This is a genomic window from Streptomyces sp. NPDC037301, assembly GCF_055602785.1.
In genome coordinates, this window is sequence record NZ_JBVJWD010000005.1 from 142,106 (window position 1) to 168,687 (window position 26,582).

Here is a 26,582-nt window from a genome sequence, read left to right on the forward strand (position 1 = left end):
TATGTGATGTCTATGCGCGGTCGTCTCCTCGCCCCCCGTATGCCCCGGCACACCCTGGGCGCGCTCATGCTCGGCCTGGCCCTCGCGCTGACCGCGGGCAGCGCCCAGGCTCTGCCGCCCAAATCGGAGAGCATCGGACTTCCAGGCCTTCCGGAGGACCCCGATCCGGCCAGGAGCAAGGACGCCAGGGCGGCATCGCGGCCCGCCGACCCGGCGAAGAAGGCTGCTGCCACACGACTGGACCCGGTTGTCTGGCCGAAGGCCGGAAGCGCGGAGGTCGTTGTATCCGCGACACCCTCACTCCTCACCGCCCGCGCGGGGGCCGCTCCTGCCGTCAGGACCCGGCCCGGCGGTATCCCGGTCACCGTCTCCCCGGTCAAGGGCAGGACCAGGGCCGCTACGGAAGCGGCACCGTCGAAGATCAAGGTCTCCTCCCTCGGTCACGAGACCGCGCAGAAGTGGGGAAGCGCCGCGCTGCTCACCGTGCAGCGCGCGGACGGCGGCACAAAGGCCGCCGACGTCGAACTCACGCTGAACTACGAGGCATTCGCCGACGGCGCCGGCGGCGCCTACGGGTCGCGGCTCCAGCTGGTGCAGCTGCCCGCGTGCGCGATGACCGCTTCCCCGTCCGACTCCTCCTGCACGGCTGAGCCCAAGCCGATCCGCTTCGAGAACGACTCCGCGAGACAGACCCTGACGGCACGAGTGGCCGCAAGCCCGCCCGTGGCCGGGAACACCGGGGCGGTATACGCGGTCGCCGCAGGTGATTCGTCCGCCAAGGGCGACTACAAGGCGACCAGCCTCGCCCCGTCCGCGAGCTGGTCCGTCTCCGCGTCCTCGGGAGGCTTCTCCTGGGACTATCCGATCCGCACGATTCCCACTCCGGGTGGTCTCACCCCCACGGTGGGGTTCGGCTATTCCTCCCAGTCGGCGGACGGCCGCACCGCGGCCACCAACAACCAGGGGTCGTGGATCGGTGAGGGCTTCAGTTACGAGCCCGGATACATCGAGCGCTCGTACAAGCCGTGCTCCGAGGACGGACAGAAGACCTCGGCGGAACAGTGCTGGGCCTTCGACAACGCCACGATCATGCTCAACGGCATGTCCGGTGAATTGGTCCAGGACGACACGTCGAAGGAATGGCACCTCTCCTCGGACAACGGCGCCAAGATCGAAAAGATCGACGCGACCACTGCCAAGTACCCCGTGGACAACGGTGACAACGACGGAGAGCACTGGAAGCTCACCACCACGGACGGCACCGAGTACTCCTTCGGGCGCAACAAACTGCCGGGCTGGGCCGCGGGCAAGGAAGAGACCTCCTCCACGTGGACGGTGCCCGTATTCGGCAACGACCCGAAGGACCCCTGCTACAACGCCACGTTCACCAAGGCGTTCTGCAAGCAGGCATGGCGGTGGAACCTCGACTACGTCAAGGACGTCCACGGCAACGTCATGTCGTACTACTACGGGGCGGAGAAGAACCGCTACGCCCTGAACGCCAAGACCGACGTCAACGGCACCGAGTACGACCGTGGCGGCTATCTCAAGCGCATCGACTACGGCCAGCGCGACGGTTCGGTCTACACGGCGAAGGCTCCCGCCCGCATCGTCTTCGACGTCAAGGAACGCTGCATAGAGGACGCGAACTTCGACTGTGCCGAGTCGAAATTCACCACCGCCAACGCCGCCCACTGGCCCGACACTCCCGTCGACCGGTACTGCAAGGCCGACACCAAATGCGCCATCGCGCAGTCCAGTCAGACGTTCTTCACGACCAAGCGACTGGTCGGCGTCACCACCCGGATGAGCACAGGCACGGGCGTGGCCGATTACGCGGACGTGGATGCCTGGACCTTCACGCACTTCTTCACCGACAACGGCGACCAGACCAAGACGCTCTGGCTGTCCAAGATCGACCACGAAGGCAGGGTCAACTACCTGGGACAGGGCGGCACTGCAGCCAAACTGCCGTCCGTCCTGCTCCAGGGCATCCATTTGAAGAACCGGGTCGACAGCACCACGGACAACACGGACGCCATCCACCGCTACCGCCTCGCCACAGTGATGAGCGAGACGGGCGCGCAACTGGACATCACGTACGCCGAACCCGACTGCACGCCCAGTGCCCTGCCCGCGCCGGGCAAGTCCGTCAAGCGTTGCTATCCGGTTGTGTGGGCGCCGCCCGGAACCATTGAGCCCCGAACGGACTGGTTCCACAAATACGTGGTCAAGGAGGTCGTGGAGACCGACCGCACCGGCGGCGCCGACGACCGGACCACCCGGTACACCTACCAGGACGATGCGGGCTGGCGTCACGCCGACCCGGACGGCATGACCGACGCCAAGTTCCTGACCTGGGGCCAGTGGCAGGGATACGGCAAGGTCTCCGTCACCAGTGGCAGCTCCCAGGCCATGAAGTCACGGATCGACTACACCTACTTGCAGGGTCTGGACGGTGACCAGGTCCCCGGTAGCGGTCCCCGGTCGGAGAAGGTCAAGGACTCGACCGGTGTCGAGTACACCGGCCACCAGGAGTTCACCGGCTTCGAGATCGAGGCGGCGACCTACGACAAGGGCAAAATCGTCTCCAAGGTCCTCAGCGAACCATGGAAGTACGACACGGCCACCCAGACGCGGACCTGGCTGACCAGTCACGCGACAGCCGTCAAGACGAAGTCCACCAGGGGCTACACGGCCATGCCGGGCGGCACCTGGCGCACCACCAGGTCGGTCTCGAACTACGACACGGGCAGCCCCAACGTCCGGCTGGACCGGACCGAGGACTTCGGCGACCTCGCCACCGACGAGGACGACACCTGTACGCGGCTCTGGTACGCGGACAACGAGAGCCTGAACCTGTACGAGCTGCCCTCACGCAGCGAGGCCGTCACCGTCGACTGCTCGGCGACCCCGAACCGCAAGACCGACGTCCTAGCCGACGAACGCACGCTCTACGACGACAAGGCATTCGGCGCGGCACCGGTCCGTGGCCTTCCCACGTCGACGGAGCGCCTCACATCCCACAACGGCACCACCGCCACCTATCAGGTGACCGGTAGCACGGCCTACGACGCGTTCGGACGCCCCACTTCTCAGCAGGATGCCAAGAAGTGGGGGACGACGACCAAGTACATAGATGTCAACGGCCTGATCTCGAAGACCACGGTCACCAATGTGGAAGAACAGGTCACCACCACGGACTTCGCGCCCGCGTGGGGAGCGTCGACCGGTCAGACCGACCCCAACGGCAAGCGGACCGACCTCGCCTATGACGCGCTGGGACGTCTCACTTCCGTATGGCTGGCGGATCGACCGAAGGCGAAGAGCCCGAGCATCAAGTACTCGTACTTCATCCGCCAGGACGACGCGGTCGCGGTCAAGACGGAGAAGATCGACAACAGCGGGGGCTACGGGGCCGAGTACCAGTTCTACGACTCCCTGCTGAGGCCGCGGCAGCTGCAGACCGAGGGGCACGACGGCACCCGAATGATCGGTGACGTCTTCTACGACGGATCCGGCAACGTCAAGAAGACGAACGCCACGTACAACGCGGCCGGTGTGCCGACCGACAAGTTGCAGACCGTCGCCGACGGAGAGGTAGGGGGCCAGTCGCTCTACGAGTACGACGGCCTGGGGCGCGCCACGGCCCAGATATTCCAGGTCGCCGGCTACGAGCAGTGGCGTACCACCACGGTGTACGAGGGTGACCGCACCCACGTCGACCCGCCTGTAGGCCAGACCCCGGCCACATCGATCACCGATGCGTCGGGCCGGGTCACCGAGCTGCGGAAGTACCACGGACCGTCGCCGGTGCCGTCCGGGCCGGGTGACCAGTACGACTCGACGAAGTACACGTACACCAAGGGCGGACTCCTGGAGACCGTCACCGACCCGAAGAGCAACACCTGGCGGTACGAGTACAACCAGCTCGGACTGCGGACGAAGAGCGTCGATCCGGACGCGGGCATCACGGAGACGGCATACGACGAGCTCGACCGCCCGATCACGACCACCGTCAACTCCGTCAACAAGACGTCCACGGTCTACGACAAGCTCAGCCGTCCCGTCACCACATGGACCGGAGAACCGGAGTCCGGCACCAAGCTGACCGAGACCAAGTACGACAAGCCCGGCTGGGTGGGGTACGCCTGGGCCTCGTACCGGTACGTCAACGGCAACGAGTCCTACGGCTCGGTCATCCAGGACATGGACTCGCTGTACCGCCCGGAGAAGACGGCCTACACCGTCCCGGCATCCGAAGGCGCGCTCGCCGGCATCTACACCTTCACCACCACGTACAACCCCGACGGCACGGTCAAGGGGCAGGGAATGCCGGCGGCGGGCGCACTCACGGGTGAGGCCATCGCCTACACATACGACAAGATGCAGCGCCCGGTCTCGATGACGGGCAAGACCTCCTACGTCACCAACACCCTGTACGGGCCGACCAGTCTGCTCAAGGCCCTCCACCTGTCCACCGGGCAGGGCAAGGCGATCCAGGAGTCGTTCGAGTACGAGCGCGGTACCGACCGCATGACCAACTCCACGCTGCGCGTCGTCGATTCGGCCGGCCCGGCCCAGTCGTCCAACTACAGCTATGACCAAGCCGGTAACGTCCTGGCGATCACCGACACGGCCGGTGCCGTGCCCGACGTCCAGTGCTTCGCCTATGACGGTGGACAACGGCTCACCGACGCCTGGACCCCGGCGGCGACCGCGGCCGAGGCGGCCGGTTCCGGTACGAAGGACAGCGACCTCACCAAGGGCACTCCGACCGCGTGCGCGGCCGACCCCGGCACGAAGAGCCTCGGTGGCCCGGCGCCGTACCGCAAGTCGTACGAGACCGACTCCATCGGCAACCGTACGAAGGACGTCACCTACGACGTGGGCGGTGATGCGTCGAAGAACGTCACACGCCACTTCACCTACGGAGAGAACGGCGCCGGTCCGCACGCGGTGACCACGGTCGTGGAGAACACCCCGACCGGCGACAAGAAATCCACCTACGGCTACGACGACGCCGGAAACACCACCACGCGCACCATCGGCGGCGACGCGCAGAGGCTGGACTGGGACGCGAGCGGCGACCTCACCAGGACGACGGAGGCCAACGGGGACGAGACCACCTACGTCTACGGTGCCGACGGCGGCCGGGTCCTGAGACGGGACGCCGAGGCGACCACGGTCTATCTCCCCGGCATGGAACTGCGCCTCGCAAAGGGCGCGACGGCGGTCGAGGCCACCCGCTACTACAGCTACGCGGGCCAGACCGTCGCGGTCCGGCAGAACGACAACAAGCTGACGTTCCTCGCCGCCGACCATCACGGAACCGCCGAACTGGCCATCGACGGGACCACGCAGGCGGTGACCCAGCGGCGCTTCGACCCTTACGGGGTGGCACGTGCCGAGCCGACCGGCCAGTGGCCCGGCGAGAAGGGCTTCGTCGGCGGCACGATCGACGAGCAGAGCGGGCTGACTCATCTGGGGGCGCGCGAATACGACCCCGGACTGGGCAAGTTCATCTCGGTCGATCCCGTCATCGATTACACCGACCCGCAGCAGATGAACGCATACGCCTATGCGAACAACAGCCCCGTCACCCTCTCCGACCCGAGCGGGCTGCTGCCCTGCGCGCCAGGGGTGTCCGAACACGGCAACAGCTGTGGCGGCGGTGGTTGCACCCTCTTCTGCTCCGGCGATGTGGCCGATACGGAAGCGCAGGTGACGAAGGCCACGGGTGACAGGAATGCCGCTCAGGCCCAGCAGGGTCAGGCGAAGCAGCGCATCAAACAGACCGCCAAGGCGCTCGTCAAGATCGTCAGGGACCTCATTGGAGTCGATGCCGCACTGGACTGCTTCTCCAGCGGCGACCTGGGGGCCTGCGGAGAGACGCTGCTGAACGTCGCGGGCAGCTTCGCGGGCGGCCTGGCTGGCAAGATCATGGCCAAGTACGGCCTCCCCTGGAAGTGGGCCAAGGGCGTCAAGCTCGCCAAGCGGGTGGTCGGCCTGGTCAGCGACCTCATCGGCGGGGTCAAGGACCTTGTGAAGTCGTCCAAGGCGTTGGGCAAGGCGCAGGATGCACTGGCTGTGGCCCGAGCCAAGGCCAAAGCGGCGCTGAGCAAGCTGAAAAAGAGCGACCCGACGAGTTGTCACAGTTTCTTGCCAGGAACAAAGGTGCTCCTGGCCGACGGCTCGACCAAACCGATTGAAAAGGTCAAGCTCGGCGACAAAGTCGTTGTCACGGACCCGGCGACGGGCAAGACGAAGATCCGTGAGGCCGTCGGAACCATCGTCACCGAGGACGACAAGCGCTTCGTCGACCTGAAGATCGCACCGAAGAAGGGTGCCCAGGCGGCGCTCGTCTCCACCACGACGCACCCGTTCTGGGTTGTGTCCGAGAACGCCTGGATCGAAGCCGGCGACCTGCAGCCAGGAATGGAACTCCGGACGGCGGAAGGTGACATTGCCACGGTCGAGGGCGTCCGGTACTTCGAGGAACGCCAGCGTACCCACGACCTCACTATCAGCGACGTCCACACGTACTATGTGCTGGCGGGCGCTACGCCGGTACTCGTTCACAACTGCGGTGGCGCGAATGGTGGGAAATACGGAGACCTGCAACCTGCGGGGGCGGGGAACGAGATCAATCACATTCCTGCCAATTCGTCCAGCCCTCTCAGTAAGTACAGCGGGCCGTCGATTCGGATGGATTATGCCGACCATCGTGCCGTTTACAGCACCGGATCCTCTCTTGAGTCGAAGGCGTGGCGCATGAGGCAGAAGGAGCTGATAGATGGCGGCGACTTCCGGGGCGCTATGCAGATGGACGTGGATGATATCCGCTCCCGGTTCGGCAATAAATACGACGAGGCGATCACGGAAATGTGGATGACCCTCAGTCAGAACAAGGCCCTTCGGAAGTGGGCGTCGGGGCAAAACCCCTAGCTAGGAATTCGCACGGAACGAAATGGGACTCGCGTGTCGTCAGACTGGAAAGTAGAGATTGTGGAGTGCGGTGACCTCGTGCAAGACGATGACGAGGTCACCCCGCCCGGCGAGGCTGAGCGCCGCTGGAATCGGTACGTCGAGTTGGCCGATTCCGTGACTGGAAGTGAAGGGCCCTCTGGTGTCGCTGCGATCGTTTCTTCCCTGAAGGCTGAGGAGGATTACGGGGCTTACCAGGCGGCGCATGCGGCTTTGGGTCGCTTCCCTCATTCGGACCTCGGTCAGGGAGTGGCCGATGCATCCAGGGAACTTCTTTCCATCCCCCAGGATCAGAGTGGGAACGTCCTGCTAATCCTGACCCATGCTGGTCCTGCGGCAGTGAATGCCTTCAATGAAGCTATTCAGGCTGCCGATCCGGACGTTCGGGTCTCGGTTCGTGAACTTGTGGAGTTCCACGAATCCGAGGAGTGGCTCTCAGAAGGCAGCGCCCAGAACGTTCTTCTGATTCCACGGGCATAGCATAGAAGTGTGAATTCAAAAGCCCCACCGGCAATGGCGCCAGTGGGGCTTTTGGGTGTCTTGACGGCAACGGTGACGGCAACGTCAGCGGACTACGACTGCGGCGGGTGGGTCGTCAGGGTCATCGTCCCCGGCGCCGAGAGCATCCCCCAGGGTGTCGATGGCTTGGCGCTGGAGACGGAGCCGGACGTGGGCGTAGACGCCTGCGGTGACGCCGATATGGGCGTGGCCGAGGAGTTCCTTGATGACGACGAGGTCTATGCCCTGCTCCAGAAGCAGAGTTGCGGTCGAGTGGCGTAGGTCGTGGAACCGGATGCGGCGGAGCCCGGCATGGCGGAGGAGTCGGCCGAAGCGGCGGGTGAGGTTGGCGGGGTCGAGAGGGCCGCCGGTCGGGGTGGTGAAGACGAGCCCGCTGTCCGACCAGCGCGTCCCTACGGCTCGACGTTCCTCCTGCTGGCGTTCCCAGTGATTCTTGAGGGAGTGGACGCATTCGGTGGGGAGGGCGATGCGGCGTTCGGATGCGCGGGTCTTGGTGTGCAGGGTGGTCAGGCCGCCGGTGCGGGTGCGCTGGAGGGAGCGGTGGATGCTGGCGGTACCGGCATCGAGGTCGAGGTCTTCCCAGTGGAGGCCGAGGAGTTCGCCTTTGCGGAGTCCGGTGCGCAGGGCGAGTTCGTACAGGGCGTGCAGCCGGTCGCCGCTGGCCGTCTGGAGGAGCTGCCTGGCCTCGGCCGCGGTGAGGGGTCGGAAGCGTCTGGGGCGAGGCGTCGCGGTCTTGACGTTCCGGGCGACGTTGCGCGGCAGTTCGTCCTCGCGCACGGCATGCTCCAGGGCGGACTTGAGGACTGAGTGAACGTACGTCACGGTCAGCGGTGACAGCGTCTTGCCGCAACACTGGCCGATGGCGCAGCATCGCCGCCGGCCAGTGTCCCGTTCCTGGGCACAGCACTGGCAGGTGGTACGGAGCCGGTCGAGGAAGGTACGCACGTCCCGGGCCGTGAGCCGGGCGATCTTCTTGGTACCCAGGCTGGGGATGAGGTGGAGGCGAATGCAGGCGGCGTAGCGGGTGTGGGTGTTCTCGCGGAGGTGATGGACGGCGACGGTGCCCAGCCAGTACGTCACGTAGTCGCCGACGGTGCTGTCGGCTGCGGCGGTGGGCAGGCCGCGGTTGCTGGTGGCGATCTTCTCGGTGAGCTTGGTCATCGCGTCTTTGCGGGTGGTGCCGTAGACGCGGATGCGCTTGCGGGTGTTGCCGGGGGCGAGGACGTATCCGGCGGCTTCCCAACGGCCGTCCTTGCGCTGGTAGACGGTTCCGTCGCCGTTCGCGCGAGCACGGGAGCGGCGGGACGATGCGGGGCGGGGTGTGGTCATCAGGCAGCTTCCTGTTCCAAGCGGGTGCGGATGAAGTCGGTGAGGGCGTGGGTGGGGATGCGGCGGGCGCGACCGAGGGTGATCGAGGCGAGCTGGCCGGTGCGGAGCAGGTCGTAGACGGCGGAGCGGCCGAGCTGGAGGCGGGCCATGACCTGGGGCACCGTGAGCAGCTCCAGCGCCGGGGCCACCTCTGTGCGAAGGACGGCGAGCGGGGGCGAGGTCATCAGCAACCCCCTTCGGCCGTGAACTGCCGTTCCAGTTCCCTGCGATGCCAGACGCCGACGGCGAGGAGTGCCGCGCCGGGGCTGTAGCCCGAGCCGAGGTAGTCCCAGTGGCCGACGACGAGCGTGGTCGTCGGGTCGGACTCGGGCAGGCCGACGTGGGCCTGTTCGGTGCGCCAGGTGCGGCGGGCGTCTCGCAGCGCGCCGAGGGTGGTGGAGTAGTGGCGGGACTTGGTGGAGAAGTGGCCTCGGAAGCCGAGCATGTGCGCCCACTTCCAGAGCTTGAGGCCGGTGAATTCCGGCAGCCTGCCCAGGTCCCAGCAGGTGCGGATCATCTGCCGGACGTGGCGGGCGACGGCGAGGCGGGGCAGCGGGCGGGCCTGTCCGGTGCCGTCGCAGGTGGTGCAGGGGAGCGGGGTTCCGTGGGGCAGGAGGGTGGCGCCGCGTCCCTGGCAGGGGCGGCAGAACAGGGCATGGTCGAGGGTGCCGGAGGCGTCGGCGGACTTGGTGGCGTACTTGGCCACGTAGGCGGCCACGGCCTGGTCGGTGAGTTCGGCGTCGGTGCCGAAGGCGGCGATCTCGCGCACGTCGAGCTGTTCGCCCCAGGTGAGTTCGCGCTCCCCGATCGCGTCCGACACGACGGCCACTCGGACCCGGAGGGCTGCGGCCCGGATGGCGTCGGTGAGCACGGTGACGGTGACAGACGGGGGCGGAGGCGTGGCGTTGCCGTCGGGCCCGTCGAGCCGGATGACGGCGTGGAAGTGGACCAGGCCGCGCTTCTGGTACTCGGCGACCTTGGCGAAGGAGATCCGCAGCACGGCGAGGGCGGCTTTCTGGGTGAGGCCGAGCCGGGCGGCGAGCTCGCGGCGCAGGTAGGTGGTGAAGCGGGCCCACAAGGCTCCGGCGTGGGCGTTGAAGAGGACCGCACCCGCGTAGTCGTACGTCGCCGGGTTCAGCGGCGTGCCCAGCAGGGCGTCCGTGGGTCCGTGGAGCTGACCGCAGCGGCAGGGCCTGATGTCGCCGCCGGGGGTGGTGGGGCGGTTGTGGACGGGGCCGAAGGAGGGTGCGGTGAGGGTGGCGAAGACGCGGGGGTGGGTGCGGACGGTGTCGGGGACGGTCTTGCCGCCGGAGAGGCCGGCGCGGATGAGGTGGTAGGTGTCGGCGGCATAGAGGCGGGAGCAGGCCGGGCAGCGGGAGGAGCGGCGGTTGCCGCACGTGGTGAGCAGGCTGCCCCTCGGTTCGGCGGAAGAGGTGTAGGAGCGCAGCACTTCGCCGGTCGTGGTGTCGACGGTGGTGCTGTGGCCGGTCAGGCGGACGGGTTCGGTGCAGCCGCCGAGGCGTTCGATCTGCTGCTGTGCGTGGTCGAAGTCGGGGTGATTGACGAGGTGGAGCAGGTCCCGTACGGCGGGGCTTGCCACGTGGCGCAGGTCCAGGGTGACCATTCGGGGCGTGTCCCATCTGTTCGGGTGGGTGGCCCCGAGCAGCAACCAGCCGAACTGGAAGGCGAGTTGGCGCTGCTCGGGGCATGACGAACCAGGCCCAGGAGCGGGCGTGGGTTTCAGTGAGGGGGATGCGGCCGGCGGGGGGCCGGGGCTCAGAGCTGGGCGAGTGCGGTGGTGGCCACTGGCAGGGCGATGCCCATGCGTGTGCCCAGGTGGGCGGCGGTGATCGGTGTTCCGTGCTCGGCGCGGTGGGTGTCCGCGATGCGCCGGGCCGCGTCCAGCAGGGCGGCCGGAAGGGCAGGGCCGGAAGCGGTTCGGCCCGTCGTGGTGACAGCGGCTGGCGGAGCAGCGGCCGGAGCGGGCTCCAGCTCCTCGACCAGGGAAGCGGCGATGTCCGGTGCGGGCGTCGGGGGTGCCGATTCGGGTGATGGTGCGACGTCGGGCATCGGCTCGGTGGCAAGGGTGGCGGCGGTGGCCTCCAGGCGCGGGGTGGGGCGGGTGAGGGCGTAGAACTGGGCGAGGAAGGCAGGGCCGACGTGGCCCCAGCCGAGCAGCAGGAGCGGAGCGACGGTGTCCAGGCAGGCGCGTCCGTAGCGTCCGGTCAGCAGCGGTTCGGCGGTGTTCAGCGCGAGCGTGAGCAGGCCGCACAGGTGCAGCAGCCGGGTGCCGGCCTTCAGCTCCGCCTTGGGGACGCCGCGCAGAGCGAGGAAGCGCAGCGCGACCAGGAGCCCGACGACGGACAGGTCCACCATGGGCGCGATCAGTGGCGCGATCGGATGCGGAACACCGAGTCGCAGGGCGAGGGCCCAGACGTTACCGAAGGAGAAGACGAAGGCCAGGGCCGCGATGACCGCCATGACCACGGTCACGGTGCGCCGGGTGAACCGTTCCTCCGCCATATCCTCAACCTCCTTTCCGGTGTGGGCTTTCGGGGCTACTTGGTGAGCGAGGGCAGGGGTGCCGTGGTCCGGCCGGTCGAGGCGAGAAGGGCGTCCAGGCAGAGGTCCGGATCGGCGGTCAGGTGCGAGGTGGCTTCGGCGACGCGGGCGGCGTCGGCGTCGGAGACGTAGGGGGTGCGGATGCGGGTGTAGCCAGGGCGGCCCTGCATCGCCATCACCGCGACGCCGACGTAGGCGGGGTCCTGCAAGGTGACCGGGCTGGCGTCGGGCCAGTTGCGGATGTCGTCACCGAGTGCGGCCACTGCGGCACTCCTGCTGCGCCAGGGCCGCCTGGACGAGGCCGAACAACTCGCCTCCGCCACGGCCGACGTGATCGAACCCCGACTCTCGCGCGCCACACCCGACGAGTGCGCGGCGTGGGGGTGGCTCGCCCTGCGCGCCGCCGCAGCCGCAGGCCGCAACAACCGTCCCCAGGAAGCCCGCCAGTACCACCGGGTGGCCACCACCGCCGCAGCCGCCGTGGGCCGGGAACACACCGGATCGTTCTTCCGCCACTGGACCACCTTCGGACCGCTCACCGTCGGCATGAAAGGCGTCGAGGACGCCATGGTCCTGGGCGACGCCCGCACCGTCGTCCGCAAGTCCAGCGAGGACGCCATGTCCCCCAAGGCGTGGAAACACACCGGCAGGCCGAGCGACGACAACTGGAACCGCCACCGCCTCGACGTGGCCCGCGCCCACGCCCGCACCGGCGACTTGACCGGCGCGATGGACGAGCTGGCAGGCGTCCGCCACGCCTCCCCGGAATGGCTGCGGCACCAGCGGATGGCCGCCGAGACCATGCAGGAGATCCTCAAGAAGCGCAAGCGCACCCTCACCGCCGACATGCGCGAGATGGCCGACCACCTGGGCGTCGTCGGCTAACTGCCACGCAGCGCAACACTTTCCGCACTATGCGTCACCAACTGCCTTGATGCATGCATGGAGTGACAGCGCATCAGTATCTACGGTCTTCGTGTCCTAACCAGCGACCAGGCCCGGGGGTACACGATGAGCCAGCCCAGGAGCGACGCGGACCGCATGCGTCGCAGGGATCTCCACGACGCGGCAGCAGGACTCACAGGGCCGCGCCTGCTGCCGTGGACCACGCCCGAGGGGAAGCCCTGCTACCTCAGCACCGACGGCCGCGGCTACCTTGCCAACCTCGCCGACAACATCGAGTCGGTGCAGATCGGCATGGGAAAGGAACTGCTGGAGTACGCCCGAGACTCCACGGCCCCCGGTGCGAAGACCTTGTCGGCCACCGAATACCGCTGGCTGGCCTGCCGGTTGACCGAAGCCCTGGCCGACGCACTCAGGGTCGCCGACTCGCGGGGACAACGCCTCCCGGATCCGGAGGGCGAAGCAGAGGAGGAGGGAGAGGTAGGAGGTGACGGCGATGCCTGACGCCACGAACGCAGACGCACCGGCGCGCGGCATTACCCGAGGCCGCTACCGATTCCGCGACTACCACGTGATCACCGTCCCCGACCCCCTGGCTCTGCCGGCCTTCGCGGCGCTCTGCGTCACCGGCGCCGAACACAACTGCGGTGCCACATCCGGCACCCTGCACACCCCGGACGAACTGACCCGCTGGATCGCAGGACACTGCGCCGCCAGCGGCCACCAGCACTACGAGCAGACCGTCCGCGCCGTACTCCGTGCCGAGCCCGGAGCCTGGCAGTAAAGTCCCCCTGCGTCGACACCGCGCCAGCGGCAGCACCACCGTGCGCCCTGCGCTCCTGACGGCAGTAGCGACGGCAACACCCACGGATTCCCCCGCACAACCACGGACACCAGCGGAACCCGAAACCGCCGCTGATCTGCGAATACGCAGATAGAGAGGGGCCGCGTAGCACACGTACTATGTGCTGGCGGGCGCCACCCCGGTCCTTGTTCACAACACAAGCTGTCCCCGAGTTTTCGCAGTTGATTCCGCAGGTGAAGTGACTTCTCTTCCTGTGCATGAGATCGACTCCGCAGCCCATTTCCCCCAGGCGGCAAACTTCGACAAAGCGATCGCTGGCGGAGCCCCTGGAATCCTTACGAGGAGGGCGGGTGGTGAGGCGGCTGCCAGGACCGCAAGGCGGCAAGCCCAAGCGCATGCACCGAGGCCACGTCGATTTGCGTCCAACGCAACGTGGGAGGAGTATCCTTTTGCCTCCAGTGTTGAAGGTGGTTCAGGGGCAACTCTCACCCTCTCGCCCGGCAGTATAAACTCTAGTCACGGCTGGGCCCTCAAGGAATTCTATAAGAACGCAGGAATAAATCCCGGCGATCAATATGCCGTAAGGGTGCGCTAGAAGGGGAGTATGCTGTGCTCGAGGAGCGAATTCGGGATCTTTGGATGGCTGCTGAGCATCTGGGGCGCCCAGTTGTCACACACCGCAACCCAGGTGTTCCCATTGAGCTCCTCGAGCGCGCGTTCACCTCACCCGTCCCCTCTGATGTTGCGGCGTGGTTTGCGTGGTCAAATGGGGTTGCCTATCACCCTGATCAAACACAGGATGACGCTGCACTGATTCCAGGGTATGAGCCGCTTTCAGTTGACGAGGCGATGGCTGTCAGGGCAGATTTTCCTGGTTGTGCGGTACTGGGGTCACATTGGATTCCCCTGCTTGCTAGTGGTGGTGGAGATTTCTACGCAGCCGTGTATATTCCCGGTGAAATATCTTCGCGGGTTGCAAGTGTGATGATTGGTGAAGATTCCAGGATGGCTTTCAAGAGTATTGACCAAATGGTATCTACTTTTGTTGCGTGCTATCGGGAAGGTATCTTCTTTGTGGATAATTTCGACATTCTCCAGGCGGATGATGCCCGGTGGATCGAGCTTGAAGAAGTCGCTATTCGTGATGCGTGAATCGAGGCTTTTCCAAACCTCACGTTGAGGTGTGGTGAAGGGCGACAACGGCCGCGATGGCTCCCGGGAGCGAGATGGTCGCTCTCTAGTGTCTCGTGATCCTGATCGTGTCAGTTTGAGTTGTTATTGACGAGTTTCTTCATGTTGGTCTGGACGAAGCGGACCTTCGCGAGGATCTCCTCGGCGGATGTGGTCCAGGTGAACGGACTCGCGTGCTCATTCCAGGAGTTGATGTAGTCACGGATCTGCTTGACCAGGACGTTGACGCTGGAGAACGTGCCGCGGCGAATGGACTGCCGAGTAAGGATCCCGAACCAGATTTCGATCTGGTTCAACCACGAGGAACCGATGGGAGTGAAATGGAAGTGGATGTGCGGGTTCTCCTCCAGCCACGCCTTCACCTCCGGCGTGGTGTGGGTGGACAGGTTGTCCAGGACAACGTGGATCTCTTTGCCGGCGTGCGGCTTGGTCGCCTTCTTCAAGAAGGCGAGGAAGTTCGCCCCGTTCCGACTCGGCTTGCACTCGCCGGTCACCTCACCGGTATGGACATTGAGGGCGGCGAACAGATTGGTGGTGCCGTGCCGCACGTAGTCGTGGGTGCGCTTCTCACTCGCGCCGAAGGCGACCGGCAGCACCGGCTGGGTCCGGTCCAGCGCCTGTATCTGCGTCTTCTCGTCGATGGACAGCACCACCGCGCCGCCGGGCGGGGCCAGGTAGAGGCCGACGACATCGGCGACCTTGTCCGCGAACTCGGGGTCCTTCGAAATCTTGAAGGTGCCGTTCCGGTGCGGCTTGAGATTCTCCTCCCGCCAGACACGGGCAACGTAGTGCCAGGACACCGAGATGCCCTCGCGTCGTTTCATGTGATCGGCCAGCGTCCGGGTGGACCAGTGCGACAGCCCCGAATCCGCCGGCGGGGTCATCTTCGTCAGCGCAATTACGCGGCCCCGCGTCTGCGGCGGCACTTGATCGCGCCCGCCCCCGCGGCGTCTCTCCTCCAAACCGGCCAACCCCTGGGCGGCATAACGGGCCTTGCACCGGTCCACCGTCACCGGCGACACCCCGGCCAACTCGGCAATTTCCTTACGCCGCCGTCCCTCGCCGGACCACAGCACGATCCGCGCACGCAGTGCCAGATCAGCCGTCACGTGACGAGAGTTCGCCAACTCCCGCAGATCAGCCATCTGTTCAGAGGAGAGATCCATACCGGGCTCAACGAGTAGAACGACCACAGGTTCCACCAACAGGATCACGAGACACTAGTACTACAGCCGGAGATCTTGAGGGTCGTTGATTGGTGGGATCGGCTGGTACTTGGCCCAGGCGCGTAGGTGGCGCGGGAGGGGATCGCCTCGGCGGCGGTAGTGGCTGACCAGGGCGCGGGTTTGGTGGAGTCGGCGCCAGAATTGGCAGGTCGGGGTGGTTTCGACGGGGTGGTGGGGGTTGAGGTGGCCGACGGTCTTGGTGACCCGGATGTCGCCCCGCCCCTCCGCGTGAGCGGCCGGAGCCACCGCGATCCCGGTGGCCACTACCGCCACCACGGAAGCCGCAGCCATTCTTCTGCGCATGTCCCACCCCTGTGTTCCCCGCCTCGTGGCAGGGGGAGAACAGGGTAGCGACCACCCCGACCCGCCTTACGCGTAACGGACCCGAGGCGGCCGGCCGTCAGATCTCCGACAAGAGCGTCGGCAGTTTGCGCATGTCGTCGAAGACCACCGTGTCCGGGCCCTCCAGCCAGTGCGCCGGGGTCAGCCCGCCCGCGTAGCCGAGGGACCGCATTCCGGCCGAACGGGCGGCCTGTACCCCGTACTTGCTGTCCTCGACGACAACACAGGCCGAGGGATCCACGCCCATCTGCCGGGCCGCGTGGAGGAAGAGATCGGGGGCCGGCTTGCCGTTCGCGACCTCGCTCGCACTGAAGATGCGGCCCTCGAAGTGGGAGTGAAGTCCGGTGTGGCCGAGGGTGTGGCGCATCTTCTCGTGGCTGCCGCTCGATGCCACACAGGTGGGGAACGCGAGGGCGGCCAGCGCCTCGTGGATGCCGTCGACCGCGACGAGTTCGGAGTCCACGGCGGCGCGGTGCAGGTCCTCGAAGCGCCGCTGCCAGAGGGCGGACTTGCCGGGCAGATGGGCCTCGACCAACGCACCGATGGACTTGTTCGACCGGCCCACGAACTTCTCGATGACCTCTTCCGCCGTCAGCGGCCACCCCAGTTCGGCGCCCACTTCGACCTGGATGCGCACGGCGATGCGTTCGCTGTCGACGAGTACACCGTCGCAGTCGAATATGACGAGTTCAGGAGGAGTGGTCATCCGGCCAGGATAAAGAAACCCGCACTTCAACGGAGGCGGGATGAGACCGGCGGCGCGGACCTGGTGATCAGCAGAACAGGCGGCGAGCCGGGCCGGCGCGGACCCTAGCGGGGGACGAAGCGGTCGACCAGGAGCGTCAGGCGGTCGGGGACCCGGTCGGCGGGCAGGCGTCCGGCGCGGGTGAGGGTGACCAGTCCGTGCAGCGCGGCCCAGAACGTCTCGACGAACAAGCCCGGTTCATCGGGGTGTGCGTGGTCGACGAGCGGGTCCAGCAGGGCCTGGAACGCCTCGCGCAGTGGAGCGGGCGTGGCGTCGTCGGCGAAGGGGAGGCCGTTGTCGAGGCTGAACATCGCGTCGTACAGGGCGGGATTGCGCGCGGCGAAGTCGGTGTAGGCGCGGGCCAGTGCGGCCACCGCCTCCCGGCTGGCGGGCCCCTCCGGCACCGCGGCGCGCAGCGCGGTCGTCAGCTCGGCGAACCCCTCCAGTGCGACCGCTGCCACGATCTCGTTCTTGCCCCGGAAGTGGCTGTAGAGCACGGGCTGGCTGTACTCGATCCGCTCGGCGAGCCGGCGCGTGGTGACGGCGTCCCAGCCGTGGGCCTCGGCGAGTTCGCGGGCCGTGGAGACGATCAGCCTGTGGCGGTTGGCCCGCTCACGTTCCTTGCGTTCGTGTACTGACATGACTCGATGCTAGCACCGCTAGACAATGGAGCGATGGCATGTCTAGCATTGCGTCAGAACCTAGCGCCGCTAGGTCAGCCTTTTGGAGGGGTCATGCAGGACGTACTGGCCGTCGTCACGGTCGTTGTGGTCGGGCTGATGGTGGGCGTGGAGTTCGCGGTGGCGGTGTTCGTGAACCCGATCCTCGACCGGCTTCCGAACGACGGCGGGGTCGAAGCCCGCAGCGACGGGGCGCGCGTCCTGGGCCGGGTGATGCCGTTCTGGTACATCGGCTCGGTCGTCCTCGGCGCGGTGTGGTCCACGCTGACGTGGGGCGACGCGGGCGCGTCGCTCGTCGCCGCGGGCGCAGCGCTGCTCGTGGTGAGCGTGGTGATGTCGATCCTGCTGCTCGTGCCGATCAACTCACGCGTCGCGACCTGGTCACAGGAAGGCGTACCCGCGGACTGGAAGCAGCAGGTGGGGCGTTGGGACCGGTTCCACTACGTCCGCGTGGGCGTCATCGTGCTCGCCTTCACGCTGTTCGCGGTGGCCCTCGTCTAGGGCCTGTCCGGCGGACCTTGCCGGACAGGCCCCTGGTCCCGAGGAGGGCTCAGCGCTTGAGCGTGAAGGTGAAGTCGCCGGAGAGCTTGCCGCTCAGCCGGACTGCCGAAACGAGCTTCCCTTCCGTGATCAGTCTCTCGACCTCGGCCCGCGAAAGACCGCAACCTTCAGCGATCAGCCGCACCGGCCGGACAGGGATCCGCGCCGCCAAGCGGACCGAGACGTCGATCACCTCGCGGTCCGGGTGATCCGATCCGCCGGTGTCGAGGCGCCAGGCGTTGTCCCAGTCGAGGGCGATGGATTGCGGCGCCGCACGACCGGATCCTGGAGCAGTTCAGCTGTCAGGCCAGGGTCGTTGTCATGCAGCCGGTCCAGCAGCTCAGGTCGTAGGGAGCGCACATTCATTCGCTCCAGGACCGTGAGCTTTGCAGTTTCCCCGCAAGCGGTACAGAGCGCGAGGAGCCAGGCGTCGATGAGCTTGTGGTTTGCGTTGACGCGAAATTTACCGCTTGCCCGGAAGTGCTCGGACGCGGGCGGAGAACGAGCGGCAGGCAGGCGGAGCGGTCCGCGCTACCGTCGCCGATGCCCGCGCTCGTCACATCTCCGAAGATGTAGGCCGGTGGCGGGGTGGTGCGGCGAGGTGTGTACGTGGCTGCCTGCTGGCGATCGAGCGTGGTTCAGGTGGTGGTGTCGGGGGTTGTTCCGGGTTTCGTGTGGAGGATGTCGCGGGCCTGTTCTGCGGCGCGGGCGATGCTTTCGGAGACGTAGTCGAGGAAGCGGGCGATGTTCTCGAGGCGGGCGCCGGCTGGGGTGTCGGGGCCGAGGACGCTGATGCCCTGCCGTGAGGTTTCGACGAGTTGGGCGGTGGAGCGGGCGCTGGCCATCATCGCCTCGTACCAGACGTCGTCGTCGACGATGTAGCGCTCGCGGCGGCGTTCGTGGCGTTCTCTGCGGACCATTCCCTGGCTCTCGAGGAACGTGATTGCTTTGGAGACGGACGCCGGGCTGACCTGGAGGCGCTGGGCAAGTTCGGCTGCGGTGAGGCTGCCGGTGTCGGTGAGGGTGAGGCAGGCCATCACCCGGGACATCATCAGGGGTGCGCCCGACGCCATGATGACGGTGGTGAACACTTCCTCGTACTCGCGCACGGCTTCGGCGTCGCGTCCGTAGGGCTGCGGCGGTGACTGCGCCTCGCGGGGTGCGGCCTTCCTGCGGCGGTGGGCGCGGTGTTCGGTGGCGCGGTGGGCCACTTCGGCGCGGTAGGCGGTGGGGCCGCCGTTGCGCATCACCTCACGCGTGATCGTCGAGGTGGGGCGGTTCAGACGTCGGGCGATCTCGGCGTAGGCGAGGCCGTCGGCCAGTCCCAGTGCGATCTGCTGGCGTTCTTGCTGGGTGAGCCTGCCTCCCGGCATCGCGGTCTCCTTCGTGGCCTGGGGTGGCCCTGTGGTGGCTGGTGTGCCGACTATAGCGTTCACTCTCAATTCATTGCAACGTACTGCACGTTGAGACGTTGCGTTATGCGCGAGGTCATTGCATCAACTTTTCCGCATCTACCTGCACTGATGGGAGTTTGACGCAACGAATCTGTTGTCAGATTCATGAATGCAACGTAGCTTTTCCTTCATCGGAAAGAGCGGGCCGAAGGGGCGCGCGATACCGGAGAAGGAGAGCATGATGCAGAAGTTCGACACCCCCGCCGCCGTCCAGGCCGTCCTCGACATCCCCGCGGGACGCATCCAGTTCATCGCCGCCGACCGCACCGACACCACCGTCGAGGTCCTGCCCGCCAACGCCGCCAAGAGCCGCGACGTCAAGGCCGCCGAACAGACCGAAGTCACCTACGCCGACGGCGTCCTGCGGATCCAGGCCCCGCAGGCGAAGAACCGGATCCTTGGCAACTCCGGATCCGTCGAGGTCACCGTCCAGCTGCCCGCCGGCTCCTGTGTCGAGGCGAAGGCGGCCGCCGCCGAGTTCCGCGGCGTGGGACGGCTCGGCGACGTCGCCTTCGACGGCGGCTACGGCTCGGTCAAGCTGGATGAGGCCGCCGGCGCCCGCCTCACCGGACTCGACGCCGACATCACGGTCGGCCGCCTGAGCGGTCCCGGCGAGATCAGCACCCAGCGGGGCAACGTGAACATCACCGAGGCCGTGCGCGGGCAGCTCACGCTGAGCACCCAGCAGGGCGACATCACCGTCGGCGCGGCTCGCGGCGTCTCCGCCTCCCTGGACGCCGGCACCGGCCACGGCCGGATCGACAACGCGCTGAAGAACAGCGACGGCACGCCCGGCCTGACCATCAAGGCGACCACCTCCCAGGGCGACATCACCGCCCGCAGCCTCTGAACCTCGCAGTCTTTGAAGGAGCTCTCCTCATGACCAACTTGGCTATCGCGGCGCACGGGTTGCGCAAGTCCTACGGTGACAAGACCGTCCTCGACGGGATCGACCTGACCGTCCCGGAAGGCACGGTCTTCTCTCTGCTCGGCCCGAACGGCGCCGGCAAGACCACCGCCGTGAAGATCCTGTCCACCCTCGTCTCCGCCGACGCCGGCGACCTGCACGTCGGCGGTCACGACTTGGCCGCCGAACCGCAGGCCGTACGTGCCGCGATCGGTGTCACGGGGCAGTTCTCCGCCGTCGACGGCCTGATCACCGGCGAGGAGAACATGCTCCTCATGGCCGACCTGCACCACCTCTCCCGCAGCGAGGGCCGCCGAGTGGCCGCCGAGTTGCTGGAGCGCTTCGACCTGGTCGAGGCGGCGAAGAAGCCGGCCTCCACCTACTCCGGCGGCATGAAACGCCGCCTCGACATCGCCATGACCCTCGTCGGCAACCCCCGGATCATCTTCCTGGACGAGCCGACCACCGGCCTCGACCCGCGCTCGCGGCACAACATGTGGGGCATCATCCGCGAACTGGTCACCGATGGCGTCACCGTCTTCCTCACCACCCAGTACCTGGAAGAGGCCGACGAACTCGCGGACCGGATCGCTGTGTTGAACGACGGGAAGATCGCCGCGGAGGGCACGGCCGAGGAGCTGAAGCGGCTCATCCCCGGCGGACACGTCCGCCTGCGCTTCACCGACCCCGCCGCCTACCAGAACGCAGCCGGCACCCTCGACGAGGCGACCCGCAACGACGAGGCGCTGTCGCTGCAGATCCCCGGCGACGGCAGCCAGCGCGAACTGCGCTCCATCCTCGACCGGCTGGACTCGGCCGGCATCGAGGCCGACGAGCTGACCGTGCACACCCCCGACCTCGACGACGTCTTCTTCGCCCTCACCGCCACCACCGTGCCCACCCAGCCCAAGGAGACTGTCCGATGAGCTCCCTCTCCCTCGCCGTGCGCGACTCGTCCACGATGCTGCGCCGCAACCTCCTGCACGCCCGCCGCTACCCCTCCCTCACCCTGAACCTGCTGCTGACCCCGGTCATGCTGCTCCTGCTGTTCGTCTACATCTTCGGCGACACCATGAGCGGGGGCACGGGCCGCTCCGCCTACATCGCCTACATCGTCCCGGGCATCCTTCTGATGACCATCGGCTCCACCACCATCGGCACCGCCGTGTCGGTCTCCACCGACATGAACGAAGGCATCATCGCCCGCTTCCGCACCATGGCCATCCACCGCAGCTCCATCCTCTTCGGCCACGTCGTCGGCAGCGTCCTGCAGACCATCATCAGCGTGATCCTCGTCGGCGCCATCGGTGTGGCCATGGGCTTCCGCTCCACCGATGCCACCGTCCTGGAATGGCTGGCAGCCTTCGGCCTGCTCGCCTTCTTCGCCCTGGCCTTCACCTGGATCGCGGTCGGCATGGGCTTGGGCAGCCCCAACGCGGAGGCGGCCAGCAACAACGCCATGCCGCTGATCCTGCTGCCCCTCATCTCCAGTGCCTTCGTCCCCCTGAACAGCATGCCGGGCTGGTTCCAGCCGATCGCCGAGTACCAGCCCTTCACCCCCGCCATCGAGACCCTGCGCGGACTTCTCCTCGGGACCGAGATCGGCAACAACTGGTGGATCGCCCTCGCCTGGTGCCTGGCCCTGACCATCCTCGGCTACCGCTGGTCCAAGGCACAGTTCAACCGCGACCCCAAGTAACCGCCATGACAGCGCGGGCCACCCCCGCCACCCGAACCGCTCCAGGGCGGCGTACACCGACACCGCGTCGGTCGTGCGCCGCCCCTTTCGCGTCCACGAACGACGTGGATGCGCCCCTGGCCATTGACGCCTACCTGCTCACTCGCCGAAGCGGCCCCGGGTCGGATCCTTTTTGATCTGGGCGTTCAGAACAGCTTTGCCTGTGAGCAGTCGCTCAGCTTGCCGCTGGACGACGGCCGACGAGTCCGAGCAGCCGCTCCAGGGCGGGAGAGCTCGCGGAGATCTCGACCGCCGGGGCGAACGCAGCCCTTGGCCGGTCGCCGGACGGTGCTCCGGTCGGGATCAGCGCCGCGACCTTGAGTGAGTAGCGGACGAGGTCGGCGCCCGGATCGAAGGCAACACCGATGGTCTGAGCGACGTCCCAGCCGTGGACTACGCAGTCGAGCACATGCATACCGAGCGCGACCCGGCCGGGAAAGAACCCGAACTCCCTGATCTGGAGCGAATGGTCCAGGACATCCTCGGCGAACGCCTTAGTCATGGTGTCTGCCGAGTCGAGGTAGGCCTGGTAAGGATCCCCACCCAGGTTGCCCTGGTCCCAGACCAGGATGTCACCGGTGACGCCTGCTGCGGCGGCTGCGAAGCCGAGGTTCTCGCTCACTTGGTGGCGGAGCAGGCCGTGCAGGGTCCAGTCGGCACACGGCGTTGGAAGACGAAGATGATCCGGGCCGATCTGCGCGATAACCGCTCCCAAGGTGGCGAGGGCGCGGCGGTCCAGTTCTCTGATATCCACGGCCGCGACGCTAGCCGTGCCTCCCTTTCTTTGCCACACATTTCTGAGGCGCCTCAGCCTCTCCCGATGCCTGTCGGGGGCGACCTTTGCCTGAAGCGCACCAGGTTTTGGCCAGTCGAGCACGAACCGCTCATGTATCCCGACCAGAGCGTCCGGCCAACGAGCCGTATCCGCTACGGGGCGCCGAGGGAGGCCACCGGCTGCCCCTCCAAGGGGCGCGGGTGCCACCGGGGCATCCCATCACCGCGTTCCAGGGAGTAGTCGTTCTCGCAGGTCAAACCCCGTATCGGTGTCCCGGCGTCCCCGATCCCCCGCTCCCGCTTGTCCCCGCGTCCCTGGAACGGATTGTCTGTTGCCGAGCCGGACGGAGAACGCCGACCGGCCGCGAATCGCCACCACGTACACCACGGGGGAACCCATGAAGCTCACTCACACCAGCTCGACGTTCCTCGCCGGCCTCACGCTCGTCAGCGCCCTCGCCCTGACCGCCTGCAACGGCGACGACGGCAGCACGGACGCGGCGCCTGCCGGCTCCTCCTCCAGCGCCTCGACGGGCGGGAACGGCGGCTCCGGCAGCGGCGACCCGGACCAGGGCTCCAGCAGCAGCAAGGGAAGCGGCACCGGAAACAGCAGCGACGGCAAGGCAAGCGGCAACGGAGGCGGCGAAGGCACGCTCGCCGGCACCGGTTCCAACGGGCAGTCGGTCGGCATCTGCCGCAGCGACGAGCTGGAGGTCAGCGCTGCCGACAACACGACCGACAAGGAGGAGGGCGTCGTCACCGTCCAGTTCAAGAACGAGGGCGGCCGCGACTGCACCATCAGCGGCTTCGCCGGCGTCGACCTGAAGACGGCATCGGGCGACACCATGTCCGTGAAGCGCAACGACGACAAGCCCCGCGCCGACGTCCTCAAGGACGGCGAGTCCGCCGCCTTCAACATCACGTTCCCGGTCAACAACACCGGCGGCTCCGGCGTGCGCGTGTCCAAGATCCTGGTGACTCCGCCGAACGAGACGAAGACCGTCACCATCGCCTGGCCCGCGGGCTCCCTCCCGGCCGAGAACCCCGACTCCCAGAGCGCCAACCGGCCGATCCGGATCAGCCCGCTCGGCAAGGTCAGCGACTCCCCCGCCGGCTGACACATGCGAGTGCCCCCTGCGGCCGGGGAAACGCCCTGGCCGGGGGCACCGGGAGCTCACCGCGCTGCGCAGAGTGCTGGACTGCCCGGCCATGGCAATACAGCAGGGGGGCCGGCGGTCATGCGATGGGGAGGTGCCGCGGTCCTCGGCTGCGGTCGGGCGTGCGCGGATGCGGCCGCCCGGACGGAGAAAACCTGCAATTCAGCGAAGGCGCGAGGAAGACAGGACCGAGGCCACCAGCAATGAACACCACAGGGTAGAGACCCCACTTGTTCAGGCCGACAGGAGGTGCGGTTCGTCGGCTGTGCAGTCGTGGCAGTTGCCTGGGGTGGGGGAGCGGAAGGCGCGGTCGCAGCGGTCGCAGTTCTGGAGCGGGGTGGGCTGGTCGACGGGGGTGGTCGGGGGTGGGAGGAGGGCGATGAGGCGGTGCCTCAAGAATTTGGCCGGGAATCTGAGGGGCTGGGGGAGGTCGCTGGTGAGGGCCTGGCGGATGGCGGTGGGCGTGGTGCCGCGTTCGAACCAGGTGGCGACGGCGGGGGCGAGGTGGTGGATGTCGCGTTCGGTGAGGGTGATTTGGGGTGTGCGGCGGTGGAGGTCGGTGAGGAGCGCGATGGCGGCGTGGAGGAGTTGGGGGAGGGGCTTGGTGGGTTGGGGGAGTGGCGGGGGCGGGGGCTTGGGCGCGGTGGGGGCGGGGACGTAGGGGGATGCGGGACGCGGTGGGGGTGTGGAGGGTACGGCTGTGGGGGTCGGTGGTGCGGGTGCCTCGGGTGACGGTGGTGTGGGAGTGGCGACCGGGGCCAGGGCAGCGACCGGGGCTGGGTGGCTGGGCTTGGGGCGTCGCCTGGGGGCCGGGGCGGGGTGGGCGTCGGTGGTGCCCGGTTGGTTGTACGAGCAGGTGCGGGTGACGACGCGGCCGTTGGGGAGGCGTTCGCGGGTGCGTTTCAGGTAGCCGTGGGCTTCCAGTTCGCGTAGTGCGGCGGCGATGCGGGCTTCGCTGTCCGGGAAGCGTTCGGTGAGGGGTTTGATCCCGATCTTCGTCCCGGCGGGGAGCGACTGGATGTGGGTGGCGAGGCCGATCGCGAGGAGGGAGAGCTCGCGGTGCTGGGCGAGGTGGTTGCCGACGACCGTGAAGTGGCTGGTGTGGCGGGAGTTGATGTGTACGACACCGGATGACGGCGTGGCGTCCCCGCGAACGGGAGACGGGGCGCGTGAGGGCGCGCTAACCTGCTGGGTATCCATCGGGAAGCGTTCTCTTCCTCGGTGGTCAGGCCCTCGATCGGGATTGCGAGTCCCGGCCGGGGGCCGACGCATGTTTGCGGTTGTCGCGGCGAGCATATGCCAGCCAACCGCTGTGAAATCCAGCTCAGTTGGCAAACCTCACCCGTGTGAGTGACGGGCCTCTGGTTGAGGCCGGGGGAGGGGTTTGGTTGGGAAGTTCCTTCTTCCCAAAGCCTTTAAAGCCTTTACGTCGGGGGCCGCCGCGTCGCGGTCGGCCGGGTCGCGGCGCACCGGGTCGCGGCTGTCGCGATCCGGTGCGGGACCAGGTGTGCCAGGCGGATCGGGCCGTGCTCAGCCCTGGCGCGCGTACGAGACGAAGGCGGACCAGGCGGCGGGGGCGACGTCGAGGTGGGGGCCCTGGACGTTCTTCGAGTCGCGGATGTGGATGGTGGTGGGGCAGGTGGCGATTTCGATGCAATTGCCGCCTTCGCCGGTGCTGTAACTGGACTTGTGCCAGTCGTAGGCGACCTCGATGCAGGCGCCGCCTTCGCCGTCGCTGTAGCTGCTCTTGAACCAGCGCAGTCGCTCGGTGTTCATCGCTCTCCCAGCATCTTCTCGATCAGCGTCAGGGACTCCCGATTGGTGAGAGCCTGCGATCGGATATTCCCATATCGCTCGCTGAAGACCCGGACTTCGTCGGGGTCCGTGATCAGGCGGGGATACCCGTACGTCTCCGTATACGCCACCTCTTGACGCCCCTTGGGGGTGAGCATGATGAAGGAGCTTCCCAGGCTGGGATGCTCCTCGGTGTCTGTCGGCATGATCTGGAGTGACACGGTGCGCATGCGCCCGACTTGCAACAGGCGCTCCAGCTGCCGTCTGTGTGCGGGTCGTCCGCCGAGGGGGCGCTGCAAAACGACCTCCTCCAGCACGTACGTCATCGTCGGAGCGGGCCAGCGCTCGAAAATCCTTTGGCGGTCCAGTCGGTCGGCCACCCGCTTCTCGATCGTCTCCTCGTCAAGCAGGGGACGACGTTGAGTGAAAAGTGCGCGCGCGTACTCCTCGGTCTGGAGCAGTCCCGGAACCGCTTGGTTGCTGTAGTCGTGCAGCGCAAGCGCATCCGCCTCCACCCGCGCATAGTCCCGGAACCAGTCCGGGTGCCGCGTCCGTGACCGCGACAACGCCTCCCGTACCTCGTCGACCGCCGTCCTCAGGACCCCGCCCGCGTCCAGCACCCGATCCGCGCGCCCCAGGAAGTCCGGCTGAGGTGTTCGTACACCGCGTTCCATCGCGGAGATCAGATCCTCGCCGCAGTGAGTTGCCGTGCCCAGGTCCTTCTGGCTCAGGCCGGCGCGCTCGCGCAGCACCTTGATCTGCTTGCCCAGCGCCCTGAACAGGTGCGCCGTCCCGTCCGACTCGGCCGGCCGCTCCGGTCGTTCTTCGCGTTCCGCGTTCGCCATCTGCCCCGCACCGCTCTCTGTCCGCCCGGTCACGGCCGACGCCCC

General features: G+C 67.2%; 26 protein-coding genes and 1 pseudogene. 12 read left to right on the forward strand and 15 right to left on the reverse strand.

Annotation, left to right across the window (positions count from 1 at the left end):
- Positions 1-6 precede the first annotated feature (6 nt).
- On the forward strand, positions 7-6,948 hold the full coding sequence (locus ACZ7IB_RS11255) for a polymorphic toxin-type HINT domain-containing protein (protein WP_470911462.1): 6,942 nt from the start codon (positions 7-9) through the stop codon (positions 6,946-6,948).
- A 78-nt stretch (positions 6,949-7,026) separates the two neighbouring features.
- Positions 7,027-7,467: a hypothetical protein gene (locus tag ACZ7IB_RS11260; RefSeq protein ID WP_466408519.1), complete on the forward strand. Its 441-nt coding sequence runs from the start codon at positions 7,027-7,029 to the stop codon at positions 7,465-7,467.
- Between the two features lie 84 nt (positions 7,468-7,551).
- On the opposite strand, the gene ACZ7IB_RS11265 is transcribed toward ACZ7IB_RS11260, so the two are convergent.
- From ACZ7IB_RS11265 to ACZ7IB_RS11285, 5 genes are all read right to left on the reverse strand, one after another.
- Positions 7,552-8,835, reverse strand: a complete 1,284-nt coding sequence (locus tag ACZ7IB_RS11265) for a tyrosine-type recombinase/integrase (protein WP_470911466.1) — start codon at positions 8,833-8,835, stop codon at positions 7,552-7,554.
- Positions 8,835-9,059, reverse strand: a complete 225-nt coding sequence (locus tag ACZ7IB_RS11270; RefSeq protein WP_470911468.1) for a helix-turn-helix domain-containing protein — start codon at positions 9,057-9,059, stop codon at positions 8,835-8,837. Before ACZ7IB_RS11270 ends, ACZ7IB_RS11265 begins: the two co-directional genes overlap by 1 nt.
- Positions 9,059-10,498 carry a replication initiator gene (locus ACZ7IB_RS11275; protein ID WP_470911470.1) on the reverse strand — a complete coding sequence of 480 codons (1,440 nt, stop codon included), beginning with the start codon at positions 10,496-10,498 and terminating at the stop codon, positions 9,059-9,061. The genes ACZ7IB_RS11270 and ACZ7IB_RS11275 overlap by 1 nt, the downstream gene beginning before the upstream one ends.
- Before the next feature lie 152 nt (positions 10,499-10,650).
- The gene (locus ACZ7IB_RS11280) at positions 10,651-11,397 is read right to left on the reverse strand and encodes a DUF2637 domain-containing protein (protein WP_470911472.1); all 747 of its coding nucleotides are present in this window, start codon (positions 11,395-11,397) and stop codon (positions 10,651-10,653) included.
- 35 nt (positions 11,398-11,432) lie between these two features.
- Positions 11,433-11,699 (reverse strand): hypothetical protein, encoded by a 267-nt coding sequence (locus ACZ7IB_RS11285; RefSeq protein ID WP_470911475.1) that lies wholly within the window; start codon positions 11,697-11,699, stop codon positions 11,433-11,435.
- Between ACZ7IB_RS11285 and ACZ7IB_RS11290 the strand changes: the two genes are divergently transcribed.
- The 5 genes from ACZ7IB_RS11290 to ACZ7IB_RS11310 all read left to right on the forward strand — a co-directional run bounded on the left by ACZ7IB_RS11290 (position 11,677) and on the right by ACZ7IB_RS11310 (position 14,296).
- Positions 11,677-12,321 (forward strand): hypothetical protein, encoded by a 645-nt coding sequence (locus tag ACZ7IB_RS11290; protein ID WP_470911478.1) that lies wholly within the window; start codon positions 11,677-11,679, stop codon positions 12,319-12,321. The two genes, ACZ7IB_RS11285 and ACZ7IB_RS11290, sit on opposite strands and share 23 nt — an antisense overlap.
- A gap of 126 nt (positions 12,322-12,447) precedes the next feature.
- Positions 12,448-12,843, forward strand: coding sequence for a hypothetical protein (locus ACZ7IB_RS11295; protein ID WP_470911481.1), 396 nt, complete (start codon positions 12,448-12,450; stop codon positions 12,841-12,843).
- Complete coding sequence (locus ACZ7IB_RS11300) at positions 12,836-13,123, forward strand: DUF7848 domain-containing protein (RefSeq protein WP_470911484.1); 288 nt, start codon at positions 12,836-12,838, stop codon at positions 13,121-13,123. Before ACZ7IB_RS11295 ends, ACZ7IB_RS11300 begins: the two co-directional genes overlap by 8 nt.
- Positions 13,124-13,397: 274 nt before the next feature.
- Entirely contained in the window at positions 13,398-13,739 is a 342-nt protein-coding gene (locus ACZ7IB_RS11305) for a NucA/NucB deoxyribonuclease domain-containing protein (RefSeq protein WP_470911486.1), read from the forward strand.
- Between the two features lie 14 nt (positions 13,740-13,753).
- Complete coding sequence (locus ACZ7IB_RS11310; protein ID WP_470911488.1) at positions 13,754-14,296, forward strand: SMI1/KNR4 family protein; 543 nt, start codon at positions 13,754-13,756, stop codon at positions 14,294-14,296.
- A 110-nt stretch (positions 14,297-14,406) separates the two neighbouring features.
- Here ACZ7IB_RS11310 and ACZ7IB_RS11315 read toward each other — a convergent pair whose 3' ends face one another.
- From ACZ7IB_RS11315 to ACZ7IB_RS11330, 4 genes are all read right to left on the reverse strand, one after another.
- A complete protein-coding gene (locus ACZ7IB_RS11315; RefSeq protein ID WP_470911490.1) occupies positions 14,407-15,444 on the reverse strand; it encodes an IS630 family transposase in 1,038 nt (345 codons plus the stop codon).
- Positions 15,445-15,561: 117 nt separating this feature from the next.
- Complete coding sequence (locus ACZ7IB_RS11320) at positions 15,562-15,864, reverse strand: hypothetical protein (RefSeq protein WP_470911492.1); 303 nt, start codon at positions 15,862-15,864, stop codon at positions 15,562-15,564.
- A 97-nt stretch (positions 15,865-15,961) separates the two neighbouring features.
- Positions 15,962-16,609, reverse strand: a complete 648-nt coding sequence (locus tag ACZ7IB_RS11325; protein ID WP_470911494.1) for an HAD family hydrolase — start codon at positions 16,607-16,609, stop codon at positions 15,962-15,964.
- Positions 16,610-16,713: 104 nt separating this feature from the next.
- Positions 16,714-17,289 (reverse strand): TetR/AcrR family transcriptional regulator, encoded by a 576-nt coding sequence (locus ACZ7IB_RS11330; protein ID WP_470911496.1) that lies wholly within the window; start codon positions 17,287-17,289, stop codon positions 16,714-16,716.
- 93 nt (positions 17,290-17,382) lie between these two features.
- Here ACZ7IB_RS11330 and ACZ7IB_RS11335 point away from each other — a divergent pair, with 93 nt between their 5' ends.
- Positions 17,383-17,829, forward strand: coding sequence for an anthrone oxygenase family protein (locus ACZ7IB_RS11335; RefSeq protein ID WP_093894193.1), 447 nt, complete (start codon positions 17,383-17,385; stop codon positions 17,827-17,829).
- A gap of 49 nt (positions 17,830-17,878) precedes the next feature.
- Here the strand turns inward: ACZ7IB_RS11335 and ACZ7IB_RS11340 are convergent.
- A pseudogene (locus ACZ7IB_RS11340) lies at positions 17,879-18,413 on the reverse strand (DUF1062 domain-containing protein).
- Positions 18,414-18,506: 93 nt separating this feature from the next.
- Entirely contained in the window at positions 18,507-19,241 is a 735-nt protein-coding gene (locus ACZ7IB_RS11345) for a GbsR/MarR family transcriptional regulator (protein ID WP_470911498.1), read from the reverse strand.
- 262 nt (positions 19,242-19,503) lie between these two features.
- On the opposite strand from ACZ7IB_RS11345, the gene ACZ7IB_RS11350 reads away from it, so the two are divergent.
- The 3 genes from ACZ7IB_RS11350 to ACZ7IB_RS11360 are packed head-to-tail and all read left to right on the forward strand — an operon-like array spanning position 19,504 to position 21,928.
- Positions 19,504-20,172: a DUF4097 family beta strand repeat-containing protein gene (locus ACZ7IB_RS11350; RefSeq protein ID WP_470911855.1), complete on the forward strand. Its 669-nt coding sequence runs from the start codon at positions 19,504-19,506 to the stop codon at positions 20,170-20,172.
- 29 nt (positions 20,173-20,201) lie between these two features.
- The gene (locus ACZ7IB_RS11355; RefSeq protein ID WP_470911500.1) at positions 20,202-21,155 is read left to right on the forward strand and encodes an ATP-binding cassette domain-containing protein; all 954 of its coding nucleotides are present in this window, start codon (positions 20,202-20,204) and stop codon (positions 21,153-21,155) included.
- Positions 21,152-21,928: an ABC transporter permease gene (locus ACZ7IB_RS11360; RefSeq protein WP_093894197.1), complete on the forward strand. Its 777-nt coding sequence runs from the start codon at positions 21,152-21,154 to the stop codon at positions 21,926-21,928. The genes ACZ7IB_RS11355 and ACZ7IB_RS11360 overlap by 4 nt, the downstream gene beginning before the upstream one ends.
- 214 nt (positions 21,929-22,142) lie before the next feature.
- On the opposite strand, the gene ACZ7IB_RS11365 is transcribed toward ACZ7IB_RS11360, so the two are convergent.
- Entirely contained in the window at positions 22,143-22,721 is a 579-nt protein-coding gene (locus ACZ7IB_RS11365; RefSeq protein WP_470911503.1) for a TIGR03086 family metal-binding protein, read from the reverse strand.
- Positions 22,722-23,073: 352 nt separating this feature from the next.
- Between ACZ7IB_RS11365 and ACZ7IB_RS11370 the strand changes: the two genes are divergently transcribed.
- Entirely contained in the window at positions 23,074-23,859 is a 786-nt protein-coding gene (locus ACZ7IB_RS11370) for a DUF4232 domain-containing protein (RefSeq protein WP_470911505.1), read from the forward strand.
- A gap of 273 nt (positions 23,860-24,132) precedes the next feature.
- On the opposite strand, the gene ACZ7IB_RS11375 is transcribed toward ACZ7IB_RS11370, so the two are convergent.
- The 3 genes from ACZ7IB_RS11375 to ACZ7IB_RS11385 all read right to left on the reverse strand — a co-directional run bounded on the left by ACZ7IB_RS11375 (position 24,133) and on the right by ACZ7IB_RS11385 (position 26,537).
- A complete protein-coding gene (locus ACZ7IB_RS11375; protein ID WP_470911507.1) occupies positions 24,133-25,098 on the reverse strand; it encodes a helix-turn-helix domain-containing protein in 966 nt (321 codons plus the stop codon).
- Between the two features lie 330 nt (positions 25,099-25,428).
- Complete coding sequence (locus ACZ7IB_RS11380; RefSeq protein ID WP_470911509.1) at positions 25,429-25,674, reverse strand: DUF397 domain-containing protein; 246 nt, start codon at positions 25,672-25,674, stop codon at positions 25,429-25,431.
- The gene (locus ACZ7IB_RS11385; protein ID WP_470911857.1) at positions 25,671-26,537 is read right to left on the reverse strand and encodes a helix-turn-helix domain-containing protein; all 867 of its coding nucleotides are present in this window, start codon (positions 26,535-26,537) and stop codon (positions 25,671-25,673) included. The genes ACZ7IB_RS11380 and ACZ7IB_RS11385 overlap by 4 nt, the downstream gene beginning before the upstream one ends.
- Positions 26,538-26,582: the final 45 nt, after the last annotated feature.

Excerpts from the sequence above, each read along its gene's own strand:
- ACZ7IB_RS11255 (WP_470911462.1), top strand. The coding sequence starts at position 7 with ATGTCTATGCGCGGTCGTCTCCTCGCCCCCCGTATGCCCCGGCACACC.
- ACZ7IB_RS11265 (WP_470911466.1), bottom strand. The coding sequence starts at position 8,835 with ATGACCACACCCCGCCCCGCATCGTCCCGCCGCTCCCGTGCTCGCGCG.
- ACZ7IB_RS11270 (WP_470911468.1), bottom strand. The coding sequence starts at position 9,059 with ATGACCTCGCCCCCGCTCGCCGTCCTTCGCACAGAGGTGGCCCCGGCG.
- ACZ7IB_RS11275 (WP_470911470.1), bottom strand. The coding sequence starts at position 10,498 with ATGGTCACCCTGGACCTGCGCCACGTGGCAAGCCCCGCCGTACGGGAC.
- ACZ7IB_RS11280 (WP_470911472.1), bottom strand. The coding sequence starts at position 11,397 with ATGGCGGAGGAACGGTTCACCCGGCGCACCGTGACCGTGGTCATGGCG.
- ACZ7IB_RS11290 (WP_470911478.1), top strand. The coding sequence starts at position 11,677 with ATGTCGTCACCGAGTGCGGCCACTGCGGCACTCCTGCTGCGCCAGGGC.
- ACZ7IB_RS11295 (WP_470911481.1), top strand. The coding sequence starts at position 12,448 with ATGAGCCAGCCCAGGAGCGACGCGGACCGCATGCGTCGCAGGGATCTC.
- ACZ7IB_RS11300 (WP_470911484.1), top strand. The coding sequence starts at position 12,836 with ATGCCTGACGCCACGAACGCAGACGCACCGGCGCGCGGCATTACCCGA.
- ACZ7IB_RS11320 (WP_470911492.1), bottom strand. The coding sequence starts at position 15,864 with ATGCGCAGAAGAATGGCTGCGGCTTCCGTGGTGGCGGTAGTGGCCACC.
- ACZ7IB_RS11325 (WP_470911494.1), bottom strand. The coding sequence starts at position 16,609 with ATGACCACTCCTCCTGAACTCGTCATATTCGACTGCGACGGTGTACTC.
- ACZ7IB_RS11330 (WP_470911496.1), bottom strand. The coding sequence starts at position 17,289 with ATGTCAGTACACGAACGCAAGGAACGTGAGCGGGCCAACCGCCACAGG.
- ACZ7IB_RS11335 (WP_093894193.1), top strand. The coding sequence starts at position 17,383 with ATGCAGGACGTACTGGCCGTCGTCACGGTCGTTGTGGTCGGGCTGATG.
- ACZ7IB_RS11345 (WP_470911498.1), bottom strand. The coding sequence starts at position 19,241 with ATGCCGGGAGGCAGGCTCACCCAGCAAGAACGCCAGCAGATCGCACTG.
- ACZ7IB_RS11350 (WP_470911855.1), top strand. The coding sequence starts at position 19,504 with ATGCAGAAGTTCGACACCCCCGCCGCCGTCCAGGCCGTCCTCGACATC.
- ACZ7IB_RS11355 (WP_470911500.1), top strand. The coding sequence starts at position 20,202 with ATGACCAACTTGGCTATCGCGGCGCACGGGTTGCGCAAGTCCTACGGT.
- ACZ7IB_RS11360 (WP_093894197.1), top strand. The coding sequence starts at position 21,152 with ATGAGCTCCCTCTCCCTCGCCGTGCGCGACTCGTCCACGATGCTGCGC.
- ACZ7IB_RS11375 (WP_470911507.1), bottom strand. The coding sequence starts at position 25,098 with ATGGATACCCAGCAGGTTAGCGCGCCCTCACGCGCCCCGTCTCCCGTT.
- ACZ7IB_RS11380 (WP_470911509.1), bottom strand. The coding sequence starts at position 25,674 with ATGAACACCGAGCGACTGCGCTGGTTCAAGAGCAGCTACAGCGACGGC.
- ACZ7IB_RS11385 (WP_470911857.1), bottom strand. The coding sequence starts at position 26,537 with ATGGCGAACGCGGAACGCGAAGAACGACCGGAGCGGCCGGCCGAGTCG.